Consider the following 16,545-nt stretch of genomic DNA (forward strand, 5'->3'; position numbering starts at 1 on the left):
TCAGACAAAGCTACCGCCCTAAAGTTACAGCTCTTCAAATGCTATAAAAATTCAATTTTTGTGTTTATTGCGAATATTCAAAAAATGAATAATTAATCCAAATAAACATATTTATAGTAATGAAATTCACAGCACAAATAAAGAATAACAAAAGCAGCTTCGTGATGAATATCACATTAACTTCCAACTTTTTTATTAAAAAAAATAAAGAATCCAAAAAAAAACAATAAAAAAACAATAAAAAAACATCGACACTCATAAAAAACAACAACTCGCTCTTTTTTATTTTTTATTGATATAAAAATCAACAATATAGATGATAGCTCAAAAAATATATACAATATTCATAACTGCCATGAATCCAAATAAAGTGAAAATCGGTCACTATTGTTACAAATGAAAACATAAAAAATGCCTCGCATAGATACATATCACAACCACAACCAATAACCACCAATAGGCAACATTATTCAGTTATTACAACAGCAGTGATTGCTTATAATTGCAGGTCATTGATCGCAACTCATATATTCAGTTTAATTATTGGTGGTCTTTATTATGAAAAAAATATTGCTTATTTTGCCTCTCGCACTAGCGATTTCAACTGCAGTAAATGCAGCAACAGATAATCCGTTTTATGCGGGTGCGCGCGTTGGTGTTAGCCATATTTCAAATATGGGTAAAGCGGTTACCGATGTAACTGGTTTTAATAATGATAATTTCGCTGGCGGCGTATTTCTTGGATATCAAATAACGCCATGGTTTGCTGTTGAAGGTGGTTATACCCATTTAGGCAATGCCAAACTTAAAGATGTGCATGGTAGCTATGAAGCTCAGGGCGCCGATTTAGTCGGTAAGTTCTCTTACTCATTAAATAATAATATCGATTTATTCTTAAAAACGGGTAGCTATTATTACGATTGGAATGCTATTGGTGCAGGTGTAAACAAAAGTGATACTGGCTGGGCTGCAACAGCAGGTGTAGGTGCTGAATACTTTATCAATAAAGATATCTCTACCCGTATTGAATACCAATATTACAATGATGTCGGTGGTGTTGATATTCACTTCGGTGGGGTTTCATTTGTTTACCACTGGGGCGCTCCTGCTCCTGTTATTGTTCCTGAGCCGGTTTATATTGATCAAGTTACTGTTGAAAAAATAGATGCAATAACACTCACTGTACCTTTTGCTTTTGATAGTGCTTCTATTACTACAGGTGATGCTAAACATCTTATTCCTTTTGAAGAGCGTTTAAACGCCCACCCAGATAACACTATTATTATTGTTGGTCATACCGATAGCACTGGCTCTGAAGAATACAACATGACTCTTTCTAAGCAGCGCGCTGAAACTGTTGCGAAAGAAATTCGTGCTCATCTAAATGTTGGTGCCAATCGTGTGTTAAGCGAAGGTCGTGGTGAGTCTGATCCTATTGCATCAAATGATACTGAAGAAGGTCGTGCAGCTAACCGCCGTGTCGATATTATTGCGCCAGTCATTGAAATTGAAACAGTCACTCAAGTTATTGCTGAGTAATATTTAATTTACACAGACAGTTAGCAACATCACTCAAATTATATTTAGGGAAGATTATGAAAATTAAACTATTAACAGCGATCATTGCTGGTGTATTAATCACTGGTTGTGGTGGCGGCAACGACAACAGTGTTGATGGCGGCGGCGATAAAGACAAAAAAACCACACCTGTATTAGCGTTTGATGGTGCAATTAATGGCATGGTAGCAAGCTATACTTGTGCTGATGGATCATCCGGTACTACAACAACAAAAACAGATGGTTATGGTTTTGTAACTGTATTAAGCGATACCTTTGCTGATACACCAGAATCTTGTTCTGTGCTTTTAAATGTACCTAAGGGCGGTAAAGCTGTTGATATGTCTAATAATAAAGACATGTCTAACGTTGCTTACTCTATTCCACAAGGCTTACTAGCAAAAGGTCAGAAAGTTGCTGCAACACCATTTACAACCTTGGTTGATAAAGCAATTAAGCAAAGTGGCGAAACTAATCCTGAAAATGTAGATATTACTGCCATTACAGAAGAAGTCTTTAAAGATCTTGGTATTGATACAAGTAAGGTAAACCCTGCACAATTAATGTCAGATCCTGCAGCAACCCTAGCAGCACTTGATCCAAAATTTGCACAAGATATTGTTGCTAAAACAATGGTACTTTCTGATATTCTTGTAACACATAAAGATAATACTGATATTAGTACAGCCGATATTGCAACAGTAACAACCACTGTTGCCGCAGATATTATTGAGAAAAACCCAGAGTTCCCGACAGCAACAGGTTCTGATGAGCAAATTTATGTTGATTTAAGTGATGCGCTTGCTAACAAAGATAACTTTGAAACAGCTGCCGGTGGTGTCGTTCCACCTGCCGTTGAAGACGTAAATAAAGACCCAATCGTTGTACCTGACACTGATATTCCAAATCCAGAGAAGCCACCAGTAGATCCAACGCCAGATCCAACTCCGCCACCAACAGGTGGTACTGGTGGTTCAGGTGATGGCAGTTCAGGTGGTGGTAATGGTAACTAATTAAGCCAGTATTTTTTTATATAAAGGCATCTTCGGGTGCCTTTTGTTGTTATAACTTTTTGTGTTGCTACACGGACGTCATTATGTCAATTCACTCCCCTTTATTAACGCCGAAAACCTTACTTAGCCTGAGTATTATAGCTAGCTTTAGTATGTTGCCTCTTCATGCTCAGGCAAATCAAATTACTGTTTTACCCTCAAGCCAAAGTTTTAGCGGCTTAATGTTTACTCCTAACGCACAAGTTATTAAAACGGGAGATATTAGTTTATCGTACCATCAAGGCGTTGCTCATAATAATTCGATTCAAGCGCTTGATAATTGGTTTTTTGCAGCGGGTCTATTCCCTGGCCTCGAGGCTGGCGGTCGAATTGTCACTAAAACCTATAATACAAACCTTTATACTGACGCAAGTGGCGGTATGAGGGATTTATCAGCATCTGCTAAATATCAGTTACCGTTTATTTATGATTATACTGGGTTTAATATTGCCATTGGGGCGCAAGATATTGGCGGTGCAGCCAATAATTTTGATACTAAATACGTTGTTATAGACCACGAATTTGATGCGTTATCATTAAGAACCAGTGCTGGTTATGCCCGTTCGTCGTTTGCTGAAGGTATTATGAATGGGCCTTTTGCTGGTGTTGAATGGCAGCCGTTATCATTTTTACAATTAACGTCTGAATATGATGCTGTTGAAATAAATGCTAATGCCAAGCTGTTTTCGCCACAAGGATTATTACCTTGGGGCGCTCAACTGAGCATGGATTACCAATTATATACTGGTCATGAACGCAGCGAACAGAATGTGTGGGGGGTAAATATTGCCATGCCACTCATGGGCTATAACGATAATCGTCAGCAAAACTTAAATACCAATAAACAGGCCCAACTAGAACAACAACTCAACAAAAATCTCGCGGAACATCAATCAGCCAGCCTCACCAATTTAATTAATGCTCTGCAAAACGAAGGCTTTATTAATCTTAATGTTGGTTACCGTAAGAATAAAATGGTGGTTGCATTAGAAAACCGTCGTTATAACCATAACCAAATGGATGGTGTGGGTGTTGCACTAGGTATTATTACTTCAAAAGCAGGTGTTGATGCTTTTGCCGATCTTGCAAAAATTGCAGCAACAGATAAATCAGCTCAATTTGTTACTACTGATAAGCAAAATATTGAACTTATTTTATTAACTAACGATATACCAATGTTAACTGTCACTACTGATTCACAATGCTACCGTGAATTTTTAGCCACTGGTAATCCATGTGACCAATTAATGGTTAATACAGTGAATGCAAAAAAAGACTTTAATAACAGTAAGTGGCTTTATCACACTCTCAATAATGGTTTTGGACGTAGTCAAATAATTTTATCGCCAGCATTAAACCACCGTACGGCCACTGAATATGGTGTCTTTGATTATTCACTTGCGCTAGCGGCCAATGTTTATACACCATTATGGCAAGGTGCAGCTATTGATGTTCGCTATATGGTGCCAATCAGTGACAGTGATGATTTTAAACAAGGCGGGTTATGGCACAATCAAGCTTATGAAAATAAAGTGGATCGCGCATTACTTCATCAAGCTGTGAAATTACCACAAAATATTATAAGCCAATTTAGTGCGGGTTATATGATGGGAAATTATTGGGGCGGCGTTAATGAAACCCAATGGTATTCACCTCAAGGTAATCATATTCTAGGTTTTGAGGTTAGCAAGTTTATTCCAAGTGATGATAAAGATAATAATGGCCGTAATATTGCTGATAAACAAAGCTTTATTGCCAATTACACCTATTCTTTACCAGAATATAACTGGCAGTTAGGATTACAAGCAGGTGAGTATTTTCAAGGCGATACAGGGGTGCGGGTAACATCTGACCATTGGCTAGGCGACAGCCGCTTAAGCATTAACTATTTAACGACTAAGCCTAAAAATAGTAATACTTATGAGGATTTCTTAGGAGTGAGTATTGCGATTCCATTAACACCGTGGCGTGATATGAAGCCGGGATATGTTCAGGTAAGAGGCACCGATCAATTTGTCTATTCTTTACAAACCCGTGTCGGTGAAAGCCACAATAATATTAATACCGGTTTAGGTGCAACATCCGATCTGCAACATAATATTAGTCGTCAATATGAGAACCGTGGTCGATTATCACCAGCCTATTTTGACGCCAATATTCAACGCTTACGTAATGCTTATATTCGATATATAAAAAACGTCGAAATGTAATCTATTATTTTATAATAGTGCCGGCAGTTTACACTGTCGGTATTTTGACTTTTAATACTTAACGTCAATTAAACATTATTCCACATCAGAATTTTACTTTTATTATCATTCCATGTGATCTTAGTTCTAATTCTATCAATAAAAATATGGCTGTTAGCCCAAGATAATATAAAATATATTTATCTAACGATTAAGATTAAATTATAAAAAATATGTTTAGACACTATGCCTATTTTTCAACATACCACCCACTTTTACATAAGATGAATATTATTTTTATTTTGTGTTTATTCTCATTATCTGTTTATCAATTACTTGCTAATGAAGCCCTTGAATATGCCATAGGGCTATTTATCACTTTAATAACAGTGGTTATCTTTGCAAAGTCATCAACATATAAAAGTAAGTATTTGACAAATAAGTAGTAATATCTTTTTCAGTTTAACTGTTAATGATATTACTACCTTTTATTATCTTGTATTAATCAATGTTAATAATACTAAAACTCTTAATTAAATCATCAAGTTGTTTAATTTGCTTTAAAAACACTTCTAACTTATCGAGAGGAAATGCAGAGGGTCCATCACAACGTGCTGAATCTGGCGTTGGATGTGCTTCCATAAATAAACCAGCAATACCAGTAGCAATACCTGCACGTGCTAAATCTACTGTTTGTTCACGTCGACCACCAGAAGCTGCACCAAGTGGATCTCGACACTGTAGAGAGTGCGTCACATCAAAAATGATTGGGCTGCCTTTAGAAGCTTTTTTCATTACATCAAAGCCAAGCATATCAACAACAAGGTTATCATAACCATGTAATGAACCACGCTCACAAAGAATAATCTGCTCATTACCACATTCAGCAAACTTATCAACAATGTTGCCTACTTGTCCTGGGCTCATAAACTGCGGTTTTTTTACATTAATAACTGCGCCTGTTTTTGCCATGGTTTCAACAAGATCAGTTTGACGTGCAAGAAATGCTGGCAATTGAATCACATCAACAACATCGGCAACAGGCTGTGCTTGGTGATGCTCATGAATATCTGTGATAATTTTCACGCCAAACGTATCTTTAAGCTCTTGGAAAATTTTTAAACCTTCTTCCATACCAGGACCACGGTATGAATTAATAGAAGAACGGTTTGCTTTATCAAACGAGGCTTTAAATACAAAAGGAATGGCTAATTTATTGGTGACTTCTACATAATGTTCACAAATTCGCATCGCAAGATCACGAGATTCAAGTACATTCATACCGCCAAATAAAACAAATGGTTTATCGTTAGCTACATCAATATTGCCAACTTTTACGATTTTCTGTTCCATGATTTATCCATTACTTATTTTAATTAAATTCAACGTGTAACAAGCGTCGTACACGTTCTAAATCTTCAAGCGTATCAATTCCATGCTCTGGTGTTTCTTGAGCAACATCAACAACAATTTTCACCCCATGCGCTAAAGGGCGTAGCTGCTCTAGTTTTTCCAAGCTTTCTAAAGGATGCTCTGCCATTTGAGTGACTTGTTTAAGTGTTTTAACGCGATAAGCATATAACCCTAAATGACGGTAATAATCACCACGTGGTATTGTGGTCGCATCAAATGAAAACTCATCACGTGGGAAAGGAATCGGAGCTCGACTAAAATATAATGCAGAATTATTTTCACCCTGCACCACTTTAACAACATTTGGATTAATTAAATCTTCAAATTGTGTAATTGGCTGCATCAGTGTTGCAATTCCCGCGTTCGGATTTACCTCAAGTAACTTAGCAACCTGCTGTAATAATGCTGTTGGCATTAAGGGCTCATCACCCTGTAAATTAACCACAATATCTTCATCTGCAAAGACTAACTTTTCAGCCACTTCAGCAAGACGATCGGTGCCTGAATTATGTGTTATAGCAGTCATTACAGCATTAGCACCAAGCTTTGATACACAATCGTAAATATCAGCATGATCAGTAGCAACATAAACAGAATCTGCAACTGTCATCGCTAATTCAACAACATGAGCAATAACAGGTTTTCCAGCAAGATCTAACATTAATTTACCCGGTAATCGGCTAGAGCCAAATCGCGCAGGAATAACTATATGAACGCGAGACATTATATTTCCTTGTTAATACACTTAATTCATCAATTAATTAAGAGAGACGCAATAATGATTTAAGCGTTCTTTTTGATTTTTTTAATGCCAAAAGATACTTCAAGCGGGTGTCTTTTACTTGGTAATCCCCGGCTTTTAATTGCGTTACACGCATAAGAGCCTGCTCAATATTACATGGTTTACGTGAAATAGGATCAACATAAACGGGATAATAAATTAACACCATTGCTACTAAAGTGGTTAATGTCTGCGGCTGATTACGACGCGGACAATGACACTTATCAGTAGTTAACCCCCACCCGGCATAAAATGGCATACCATAAGTGACGACTTTCTTTCCACGCAATAATGCTTCAAACCCAGTCAATGAGGTCATCGTATGAATTTCATCAACTTGTTTTAGTAACGTCGCCATGCTGACATCCGTTACTGTAAGATCTGCGTATTGTTGAAAATCACCTTGCCAATTGCCATTATCACGCTGACCTGCTAATACATCAGGATGCGGCTTATAAATAATATACGCATCAGGATTAGCAGCACGACTTGCCGCGAGTAATTGAGCATTTGTTTTTATCTTCGGTGAGCCGTAACGAATAGACGCATCCCCTTCAACTTGCCCCGGTACTAAAATTAACGTTTTATCTTGGGGCAATTGTAATGTTGAATGGTGGCCGACGTTATATTTAGTGATCTGAGATTGATTTAATTGTTCGATAAGCTGTTGTGCGCGATATAAATCCCACTCACTCATAACTTTTGTATTTAATAACGATTCTAAATCACTTGGACGTGTAGCATCAAAATAAATACCTGAACGATCACACACTAACGATATTGGCCGATTAAAATGCACACCTAAACCAACAGATCGAATAAAACCATCCTCTATCGTATAAGTGTGTTGTTGTGGTTCTTTTAATCCCCAACCAAGTAATGCACTCTCTCTATTGTCTGATTGTTCCATTTTCCACGCGGAAAGAAAATCACCAATCCAACGTTTTTTCCACCATGAGATCGCACTAAAAGTAATATTGGTTGATGGTTTTTGCTGCAGAGCAAATTCATCGATAACAATATTAATAATCTGCTCTAACTCACACCGCTGTCCTAATATAGGATCAACATATCGCGCATACTGAAAATAAGCAGCAGCAAAAACTTGTTCTAATGAACGTGATAAATTACGTCGATCAACTTGTTGTTGATCTTGCGTTAACCCCCATCCCGCATAAAATGGCATACCAAAACAATAAACCTGACAACCTGCCATTAATGCTTCAAATCCCATTAAACTTGATACGGTATAAACATGTTGTGCTGAATCTAAAAAATCCCATGGATTAACGGACTCAGCATAAACACGAATATTGGGATGTTCAAAAGGTAATGGATATAAGAAGCCTTTTTTCTTACCACAAATAACATCGGGATGAACTTTTACCCAAATAGTTTCATTAGGATGTGCAGTAATAGCGGCATACAGCATATCAATAAAACTTTGCGCATTTGCCATTGCACCATCAACAGAGGCATCACCCACCGTTTGATCAATAACAACCACTTGCGGTTTTTGAATAATTAAATCAGCATCTGAACGATGCTGATTATATTTAGATAACCGATAATACTTTATAGCGTTTATTACTCGCTGGCTACGCAACAATAATTCATCAGATAATGTTTCATTAGCAATGATTAATTGTTCTAATTTAGAAGGCTGACGCGCATCATAATAAATTCCTACCTCGTCAACCACTAAACTTAAAGGTTGAGTACCTTCGACACCCAACCCTACCGAACGAATAAAACCATCTTCTAAAGCAATATAAGGTAAATTATTTTTTGCAGCATAATCGCGAGCACGTTTAGCTGTTGGTTTAAAGCCCCAGCCAATGACATTGGTAATATCAGAAGTATATAAATTACGAGTTATACAATTTACATCAGAAATAAATATTTCAATATTTCTATTTTTTAGTATCCCTCGAGAAAATATTAATGATTTAATATCAATATCCTCTACTTATGATTAGAACGTATAGATTCTAACTCTTGAACACATTGTTTAATATTATTGAAACTTAATTTTTTTATCTCATCAAAAGATAAGTCCCACCATTTAAGTTCCTGCAATTTAAAAATTTCTTCATGTTCAAAACGATATTTAATTAATTTTGCCGGTACTCCACCATAAATAGCGTATGCCGGTACATTTTTAGTTACAACTGAACCAGCAGCAATCACAGCACCATCACCAATACTGATACCTGAAACAATAACGACTTTCGCACCGATCCAAACATCATTACCAATAAATGTTTCCGGATGAGCTCGATGAGATACTCTACTAACCTCATCTTTATAGCCTGGATATTTAGGAAATTGTGATGCATGATATTGAAATGAATGCGTTGATAAATAATTTAAAGGATGACGTGCAACTCCTATTTCACAATTTCGTGCAATAGAACAATACCTACCTATAGTTACATGTGGGTAAATAATACTGTCAATATTTAAAAATAAAAAACTACCTATTTTACACATAGCACTAATTTGTGTTCTAGGCCCCAAATGAACAGGGTATTCAACAATAGCTCGCTCATCTATATGACAAGAGTTAGCTATTTCAGAGAATTTTTGCATAAATCATCTCTTTAAAAGATTATAATAATATTTTCTACAATCTAAAATTTAAATAACTTTAGATATTTTTCTATTAATTACACCTTGAGGATCTTTAAATAATTTTTTTAGCTTATGTTTAATACCATATTTTTTCGCTTTTAATATAGTCACATCAGGAGTATTATTATTTGCCATTACTGGCTTAACTACTGGCTTAACTACTGGCTTAACTACTGGCTTAACTACTGGCTTAACTACAATATTATTTATTTTATCTTTATGAAAATAACTTCTATAATAATCATAATATCTAGAGTTTGTAGAATAAGGTATATCTCTCCACTCTTGACTTTCAGAAAATTCACCGTTTATTGTTATTTTATAAAATTTACAAAGCATTGCTACATTACGAGATGCTCCGTTATCATCTTTAACTAATTTATAATCGGTTTTAGCAAAGGAATAAACATCTGTAATTAAATAATGAACAAACTTTTTCACAGATTCAAAATTAAAATCAAATCCAGCTTTTATTTTATTAACAGCGTCATCAACATCAAAAACCTCACAAGCAAAATCATCATGCGCATAATATGTTTTGCCAAAATGATACACAGGTTTTTTAGCCATTATACTCAGTAAACCAACACCTGAATTGATCAATAAAACAGCGTCACATCCTTGAATACAATCATATACATGTATATTATCAGGTAGCTGTATCACATTATCTGGTAATTCTATTTTAGACTCTAATGGATGTTTTTTAGCAACAACAACCCAATCACTTGATAATTTTTCAGAAATACTTTTCAAATTAAGAGAAAAATCATCAATACTTTCAACGTTACCTGAAAAATAATTAATTACACTATCATTTGGTCGTTGATACGGAACAAATAAAATTTTCTTATTATCTAGTGAATATCTATCTCTAAATAATTCAGAGCCAATACGCTCACCATTTTCTTCCAATGTCATATCATCTAAAAATGTATTATAAATATAATTTTCTACATTTTCACTATCGTCGTCAGATAATGGTTTATCCCAATATTCTTTAGCATATGTTTTACTATCGGCATTAAAACCATTTCGATCAATAAACCATGAATTGACTAAACCCCCTCGATCAAAAACATAAAAAGGTATATTACTATCTCGACACATTCGATATAAATTTAAACGGTGTTCATTACCATAAGGATTAAAAAAGAAAACTTTATCATAATTCTTATTATTATATATTTCTTTTAATTCCTGACTTGAACTTATCGTTTTTTCATCAATAAAATCACAATCACCAATAGTGACAAATAATTGACGCAAAGAGGATGCATTTATTGATTTATGAGAAGCGAGAACTAATATTTTATCTTTTAAATGTATATTTTTAAGGATTGGTAATCGCGATTGACCATTATCGTATTCTGTCATCAACCGTTCAAATATTAACTTATTTGATTTATTTCTTTTTTGATAATTAGTTCCCGCATGATTATCATGCCATAAATGAACAAAATATAATCCTTCATTCATCAATGGACGCCCAAACATACTAAAAAATGTTCGGTACCCTTTATATTCAACTGAATCATATTGATAATCATGAGATTTAGAATTATGAGTTCGATAATATTTTTTACTTAAATCACACAATCTATAGTGTAATTCAAAATCTTCAAAACCATGCCCATAAAACTCTCTATGCATACCACCACTAAGTAAATAAAACTTTCTATCTAATAGCTTACATGATGATACAGGAGCATACATATGTATGATTTTTTTATCATTCTCAAGATATGCTTGTTGTATTATTAAATCCTGTTCAGATTCACATAAATCCATATACTCATTTGAGAAATTTTCAGATAAATATAAACAAGGAATTAATTCAAGCTCATTTATATATTTATATTGTTGTATTCTTGATTCAATTTTCTTATATACACTATCATTAGCAAATAGATCAACATCTTGGAATGATATATATTTTGTATCAGCCTCAATAGCACCTACATTCCTACATATACCACTAGAGTATAATTCTCCGTGTTTATTAAGCCTTATATATTTAATGCCTCTTGATTTTGCAATCAGTTCTAGCTCATCTGAAATATTTTTATCTGATGCAAAATCAACGATAATTCGCTTTGTGAATTCTGAAATATATGAATTCTCTAAAAAAAACTTTGCTCGTTCATAAAGATATGATTCTTTATTACTACAATTATAAGGAGTGATATATGTTAGAGTCATTTTTAACCTTTCCATGTTAAATTTATAAAACCACATTAGCCGCAACGGCAATTTGATAAACAATTTGCGTCATATCTTTTACTAATTGCATATTTTTAGTATCGATATGAGGCATCACTAAAACTTGATCGCCTGGTTGCAATTTAGAGCCAGAATTAAAACTTACCATGCCATTTGCATGAATAACGGCAATACGCTTTTCATCGCCACGTTCACTAAATCCGCCAGCCCAAGCAACATAATCATTTAATGTTGCTCGTTTATTGTAAACAACCGCTTGTGGCATTAGCACTTCACCACCCACATTGATCAAATCTGAACGTTTAGGAATAACAATAATATCGCCTTGTTCTAAACGTACATTCGCTAGTTGACCCGCGTCAGAAATAATCACTTTCCCTTCAGGTTTAATTTGACGAGCACGTTGAACAAACTCAGACACTAAAGCTGCTTCTTTAGCGCGAATAACGGCTTCACCATCAGAAGATGCTGGCGTAGTATAAATACTACGCTCTAAACGATCTAATGATTGATCAAGCATGGCTTTTTGTTTTTCAGCAACACTTTTGCGTTGAATATAAATCGATTGATAATTGGATTCTTGAGGATTAATCGCAATATAATTTAAAAAATCATACAGTCGAGTTCCTTTTTCAACCGTATAAAATGAAGGACCTAAATATTCTCCCTGTAAGCGTAAATTCATTGTTTGTGCATGCAAATCATCTTTGAACATAACTCTATCACCATCGGCTAAAGTTACATTGCTAAAACTTGAATACGGCAAATAAACAGAAAAGGGGCCTGTTTTACGATTTCCCATTACACCGACATGAGATACCTTTGCTAAAGGACGAGAATATTTTATTAATTCATTACCATCAGCCTTTTTATTTGAAAACTCAAATCTAAATGGATTACGGGCTCCGCCCTCAACAATCACTGTCGTTCCCTGTTGGGCAACAACAACTGTATCACCATCTTTAAATTGAAACTGTTTCAAATTACCATTTAATAAGAAGTCATAAAGATCATAGTTAGCAATGATTTTATTTTTTCGCTTAATAGTTATATGACGATAACTTCCTCGTTCAGAATCAATACCACCGGCACGTTTTAAATATGCTAATAAACTATCAGATGAAACACCTGCATATTGTCCTGGTCTTAATACTGGGCCTGTTACAAATACACTCACAGGTGTTGCCGTTAATACATTGACGTACGTTTTTACATCTTGGGTATAAACTTGGCTAACGCGTCGTTCAACCAGTTTAGTGATATCACCTGCTCGAGTTCCTAATACATTAATAGGTCCAACTTCAGGTATAAATATATTTCCTTGGGCGTCAACAACAACAACTTCGTTAACATTAACTGCCCCCCAAATCCAGATTGCTAATTTATCGCCAGTAGCAATACGATAGTCAGCATTTATATTTGCTGCTGATGTTGAATCATATCCACCAATAAATAAGTTACTACCAAAAGGCGGTGGTAAATCAGATTCAGCAGCAGGTAGGGCTGCAGCAACCGATTGATTCGTTTCTTTGGTTGCAGCAGAATTATTATTTACAGATAAATTTGGGGAATTCGTTATTAATGTCGGCGGTAATGCAGCTTGTGCATAATTGTGACTACCAACTAAGAAAAGCATTGAAAAAAGTAATGTTTGTTTATATTTCATTATTATACCCAACCGGCGTGATCTCTGATGGCACCAAGACCTAACAGCCCGATCCCCCAAGCAACAAACGTTGCTAAAAACACAGTAAATATTGATTTAATACGATAAGGCTCAAGTGCTTCATCAGGTACAGTAGGTGCAACAAACGTTGCTAAATAGCGATGCTTTTTAGCCGCTTCAATACGTGCAGCTTCTAATGAAGCAAGTACTGATGTATATGCCTTTTCTGCAAATGTTCGTTCAATTAATAATGGTTCGTAATCAGCAAACACACTACTTAAGCCATTATCAGCATCAGAAAATTGATTGACTGCCATACTGTTATTACTGATTGATGATTTTTCAGCAACAATTTGAATTTCTAATGCGTCTATTTGCCGTTTCAGGGCTTTAATCGGTGAGGCATCACTCTTCATAAAACCTGTCTTCGCTGTTAATTCTGCTTTGGCTGTCGCTAGCTGCGCTTCAAGCTGACCAATTAATGTCATTTTTGCCACAGCTGTTTGAGTAGGGTCAAGATCTTGGTGCTTTTGACGAAATAAATTCATCGCTTGACGTGCTTTTTTTACTCGTAATTCAGCTAATTTAACTTCTTTTTCTGCAAAACTTAAATCATCATGGCGTGAACGTTCAGATAAAGTATTAATCAATTGCTCACTCGCATTAATGACGGCATCAGCGAGGATTTTACTGTCATTAGGATTAAAGGTACGCACCGTCAAGGAAGTAATACCACTGGTAGGATCAAAACTTGATGTCACCATTTTACGCCAATATTGTTCTTGCTTTTCTTGCGTACTATTATCACCAAGTCGAGAAAGAATATCGGCTTCTTCTCTATTAAATAACGGCTCAATATTTATATAAGTTTTAATCGCAGATAATATAGAATAAGACATAATAAAATCTTGTAATATATAACCATCAGATGCAGTGCTTTGAGAGGGTAATCCCGCCATTCCTCCCAATAAATCAAGTTGTGGTGACTCATTACCTTTAATTGCAAATTTCGCTGTCGATACATAACGATCTGATGCAATTAAACTAAAATAAAGTGTTGCAAGTAACGTTGGTATAATAACAATAAATAAAAAACTTCTTTGTTTAATATTACGATTTTTCCAAAACTTATTAAGGATAATTTTTATATTTCTATTCATTTCTTGTCCTTGAACATTTTATCCTTGAAGATAATCAGCAATGGCATCATCAATATTTTCATAAAACTTTAACTCACCATTTTTTAGTAAAGCGCCCATATCACAATGTTCTTTTAACGTTGACATACTATGAGAAACCATAATTAGACTAGAACGTTGACTACGTTCTTTAAATGCATCACGACACTTATTTTGAAAGTTTTTATCACCAACGCCGGTTATTTCATCTACAAGATAACATTCAAAATCCATCGCCATTGATAAACCAAAAGCTAAACGCGCTTTCATTCCTGATGAATAGGTTTTAATTGGCATATTAAGATAATCACCAAGTTCTGAAAAATCACGAACAAATTCTTCAACTTTCTTTATTTCCGCACCATATATACGACTAACAAAACGCATATTTTCAGCGCCCGTTAATGTGCCGTTAAAACCACCGGCAAAACCAAGTGGCCAAGACATTTTCACATTACGAATAATACGCCCAGTTGTCGGCGCTTCAGCTCCTGATATCATACGTAATAATGTTGATTTACCCGCACCATTAACACCTAATAAACCTATATTCCTCCCTTTCGGAAATCGAATAGTTGTTGGTTTTAATACGTGCTTTATACCACTGGCCGTAGGATATATTTTTGATACATTTTGCAACTCAATCATATGAAATTCCGCGCTTTATCACGGGTTAAATACACACTTAACAAACCTATAAATAACATAAAAAAAGCACACCCAACGGCATACTCATATTTTATGTAACTTGTAGATATTGTCGAAAAGAAACCAGATCGTAGCCATTCAATATATTGGAATATCGGATTCCATTCTAACCATTTTCTAGCTTGTGGTGGTAGACTACTTGCGGTAAAGAAAACACCTGATAAAAAATATAAAGGACGATTCACTGCACTAAATAGTTTATCCCAACTATCAAAATAAATACGAATAGCAGCATTAACCATTCCAATTCCTGCAGCAAAAAAAGTAATTAAAAAAAGAGCGACGAGTACATTGTAAAGATCATAAATTGGTACCGCTTTTCCCATAAACTGTAATACCTGAACAATAATACCAAAAACAACAATAAGCGTTGTTGCTTCTAATAATAACCGTCCTAGTAAAACATCAAGAGGAGTAACATGTGGGTACGACATTAAAGCTTGGTTTGCACCTAATGCTCCAGATAAACGACTAGCAATATTATTATATATCATCCAAGGGATAATACCTGTTGTAAAAAATACTGCCAAATCACCACCTGCAGGTGATTTCCTCCCTAATGCAGAAAATATCAAAACTAATATCAATATCTGCACAACAGGTTCAACAAGTCCCCACAAATAACCTATTTTTGATTTGCCGTATTTACCTAATGCTTCTCTTAAAATTAACGCATATATTACTCGCCCTTGAACGTGCAATGATTGCCTTAATTCTTTCATTCTTTTGTATCATCCAAATCAGTTACAACAGGTGGAACTAAGTACCATTTTTTCTTCTCTTTATTTGATATTTTACAAAGTACTCTCACACTTTTTATTCCATTTAAATTTAGAGCAGCGCCCTTCATACATTGTTCACCTAAAGCTGATATATAATTCTGCAAAACCTCAAATTGCATTTTTGCACCACTACAAACTAATGAATATTTCCCAGCATAAGTATTGTTAGCGATAATTGATGAACAACTTGTATGATTATTTGTAGTATATGCTGCAGATAATAATGGTATTTCTGCTATAACATTAGGCGGGCGGTGAGTACATGCCGTTGTTGTAATAATAGCTATTAAAATTATTAAATTTTTTACCGTTATAAACATTGAACTAATATCTCTAAAAATAAGGATAGCGTACTAATAAAA

The 16,545-nt window shown here is 35.0% G+C and carries 13 protein-coding genes; 3 read left to right on the forward strand and 10 right to left on the reverse strand.

Annotated features, from left to right (window positions below; translation table 11 throughout):
* Positions 1-558: 558 nt before the first annotated feature.
* From G6R09_RS10885 to G6R09_RS10895, 3 genes are all read left to right on the forward strand, one after another.
* Entirely contained in the window at positions 559-1,539 is a 981-nt protein-coding gene (locus G6R09_RS10885) for an OmpA family protein (protein WP_163922358.1), read from the forward strand.
* A 56-nt stretch (positions 1,540-1,595) separates the two neighbouring features.
* Positions 1,596-2,570: a hypothetical protein gene (locus G6R09_RS10890; RefSeq protein ID WP_163922361.1), complete on the forward strand. Its 975-nt coding sequence runs from the start codon at positions 1,596-1,598 to the stop codon at positions 2,568-2,570.
* Between the two features lie 83 nt (positions 2,571-2,653).
* Positions 2,654-4,819, forward strand: coding sequence for a YjbH domain-containing protein (locus tag G6R09_RS10895; protein WP_163922364.1), 2,166 nt, complete (start codon positions 2,654-2,656; stop codon positions 4,817-4,819).
* A gap of 480 nt (positions 4,820-5,299) precedes the next feature.
* Here G6R09_RS10895 and kdsA read toward each other — a convergent pair whose 3' ends face one another.
* The 10 genes from kdsA to G6R09_RS10945 are packed head-to-tail and all read right to left on the reverse strand — an operon-like array spanning position 5,300 to position 16,503.
* Positions 5,300-6,151, reverse strand: coding sequence for a 3-deoxy-8-phosphooctulonate synthase (kdsA, locus tag G6R09_RS10900; protein WP_205522995.1), 852 nt, complete (start codon positions 6,149-6,151; stop codon positions 5,300-5,302).
* A 19-nt stretch (positions 6,152-6,170) separates the two neighbouring features.
* On the reverse strand, positions 6,171-6,935 hold the full coding sequence (kdsB, locus tag G6R09_RS10905; RefSeq protein ID WP_163922367.1) for a 3-deoxy-manno-octulosonate cytidylyltransferase: 765 nt from the start codon (positions 6,933-6,935) through the stop codon (positions 6,171-6,173).
* 37 nt (positions 6,936-6,972) lie between these two features.
* On the reverse strand, positions 6,973-8,952 hold the full coding sequence (locus G6R09_RS10910; RefSeq protein WP_163922566.1) for a capsular polysaccharide biosynthesis protein: 1,980 nt from the start codon (positions 8,950-8,952) through the stop codon (positions 6,973-6,975).
* Positions 8,953-8,957: 5 nt separating this feature from the next.
* Positions 8,958-9,584: a CatB-related O-acetyltransferase gene (locus tag G6R09_RS10915; protein ID WP_163922370.1), complete on the reverse strand. Its 627-nt coding sequence runs from the start codon at positions 9,582-9,584 to the stop codon at positions 8,958-8,960.
* A gap of 48 nt (positions 9,585-9,632) precedes the next feature.
* Positions 9,633-11,828 carry a hypothetical protein gene (locus G6R09_RS10920; protein ID WP_163922373.1) on the reverse strand — a complete coding sequence of 732 codons (2,196 nt, stop codon included), beginning with the start codon at positions 11,826-11,828 and terminating at the stop codon, positions 9,633-9,635.
* A gap of 22 nt (positions 11,829-11,850) precedes the next feature.
* Positions 11,851-13,515: a polysaccharide biosynthesis/export family protein gene (locus G6R09_RS10925; RefSeq protein ID WP_163922375.1), complete on the reverse strand. Its 1,665-nt coding sequence runs from the start codon at positions 13,513-13,515 to the stop codon at positions 11,851-11,853.
* Between the two features lie 2 nt (positions 13,516-13,517).
* A complete protein-coding gene (locus G6R09_RS10930) occupies positions 13,518-14,675 on the reverse strand; it encodes a capsule biosynthesis protein (RefSeq protein ID WP_163922378.1) in 1,158 nt (385 codons plus the stop codon).
* An 18-nt stretch (positions 14,676-14,693) separates the two neighbouring features.
* On the reverse strand, positions 14,694-15,341 hold the full coding sequence (locus tag G6R09_RS10935) for an ABC transporter ATP-binding protein (protein ID WP_163922380.1): 648 nt from the start codon (positions 15,339-15,341) through the stop codon (positions 14,694-14,696).
* Positions 15,338-16,123 (reverse strand): ABC transporter permease, encoded by a 786-nt coding sequence (locus G6R09_RS10940; protein WP_163922382.1) that lies wholly within the window; start codon positions 16,121-16,123, stop codon positions 15,338-15,340. The genes G6R09_RS10935 and G6R09_RS10940 overlap by 4 nt, the downstream gene beginning before the upstream one ends.
* Entirely contained in the window at positions 16,120-16,503 is a 384-nt protein-coding gene (locus G6R09_RS10945) for a hypothetical protein (RefSeq protein WP_163922383.1), read from the reverse strand. Before G6R09_RS10945 ends, G6R09_RS10940 begins: the two co-directional genes overlap by 4 nt.
* Positions 16,504-16,545: the final 42 nt, after the last annotated feature.

The organism is Photobacterium sp. Alg240-V54 (assembly GCF_900537155.1).
GTDB lineage: Bacteria > Pseudomonadota > Gammaproteobacteria > Enterobacterales > Vibrionaceae > Photobacterium.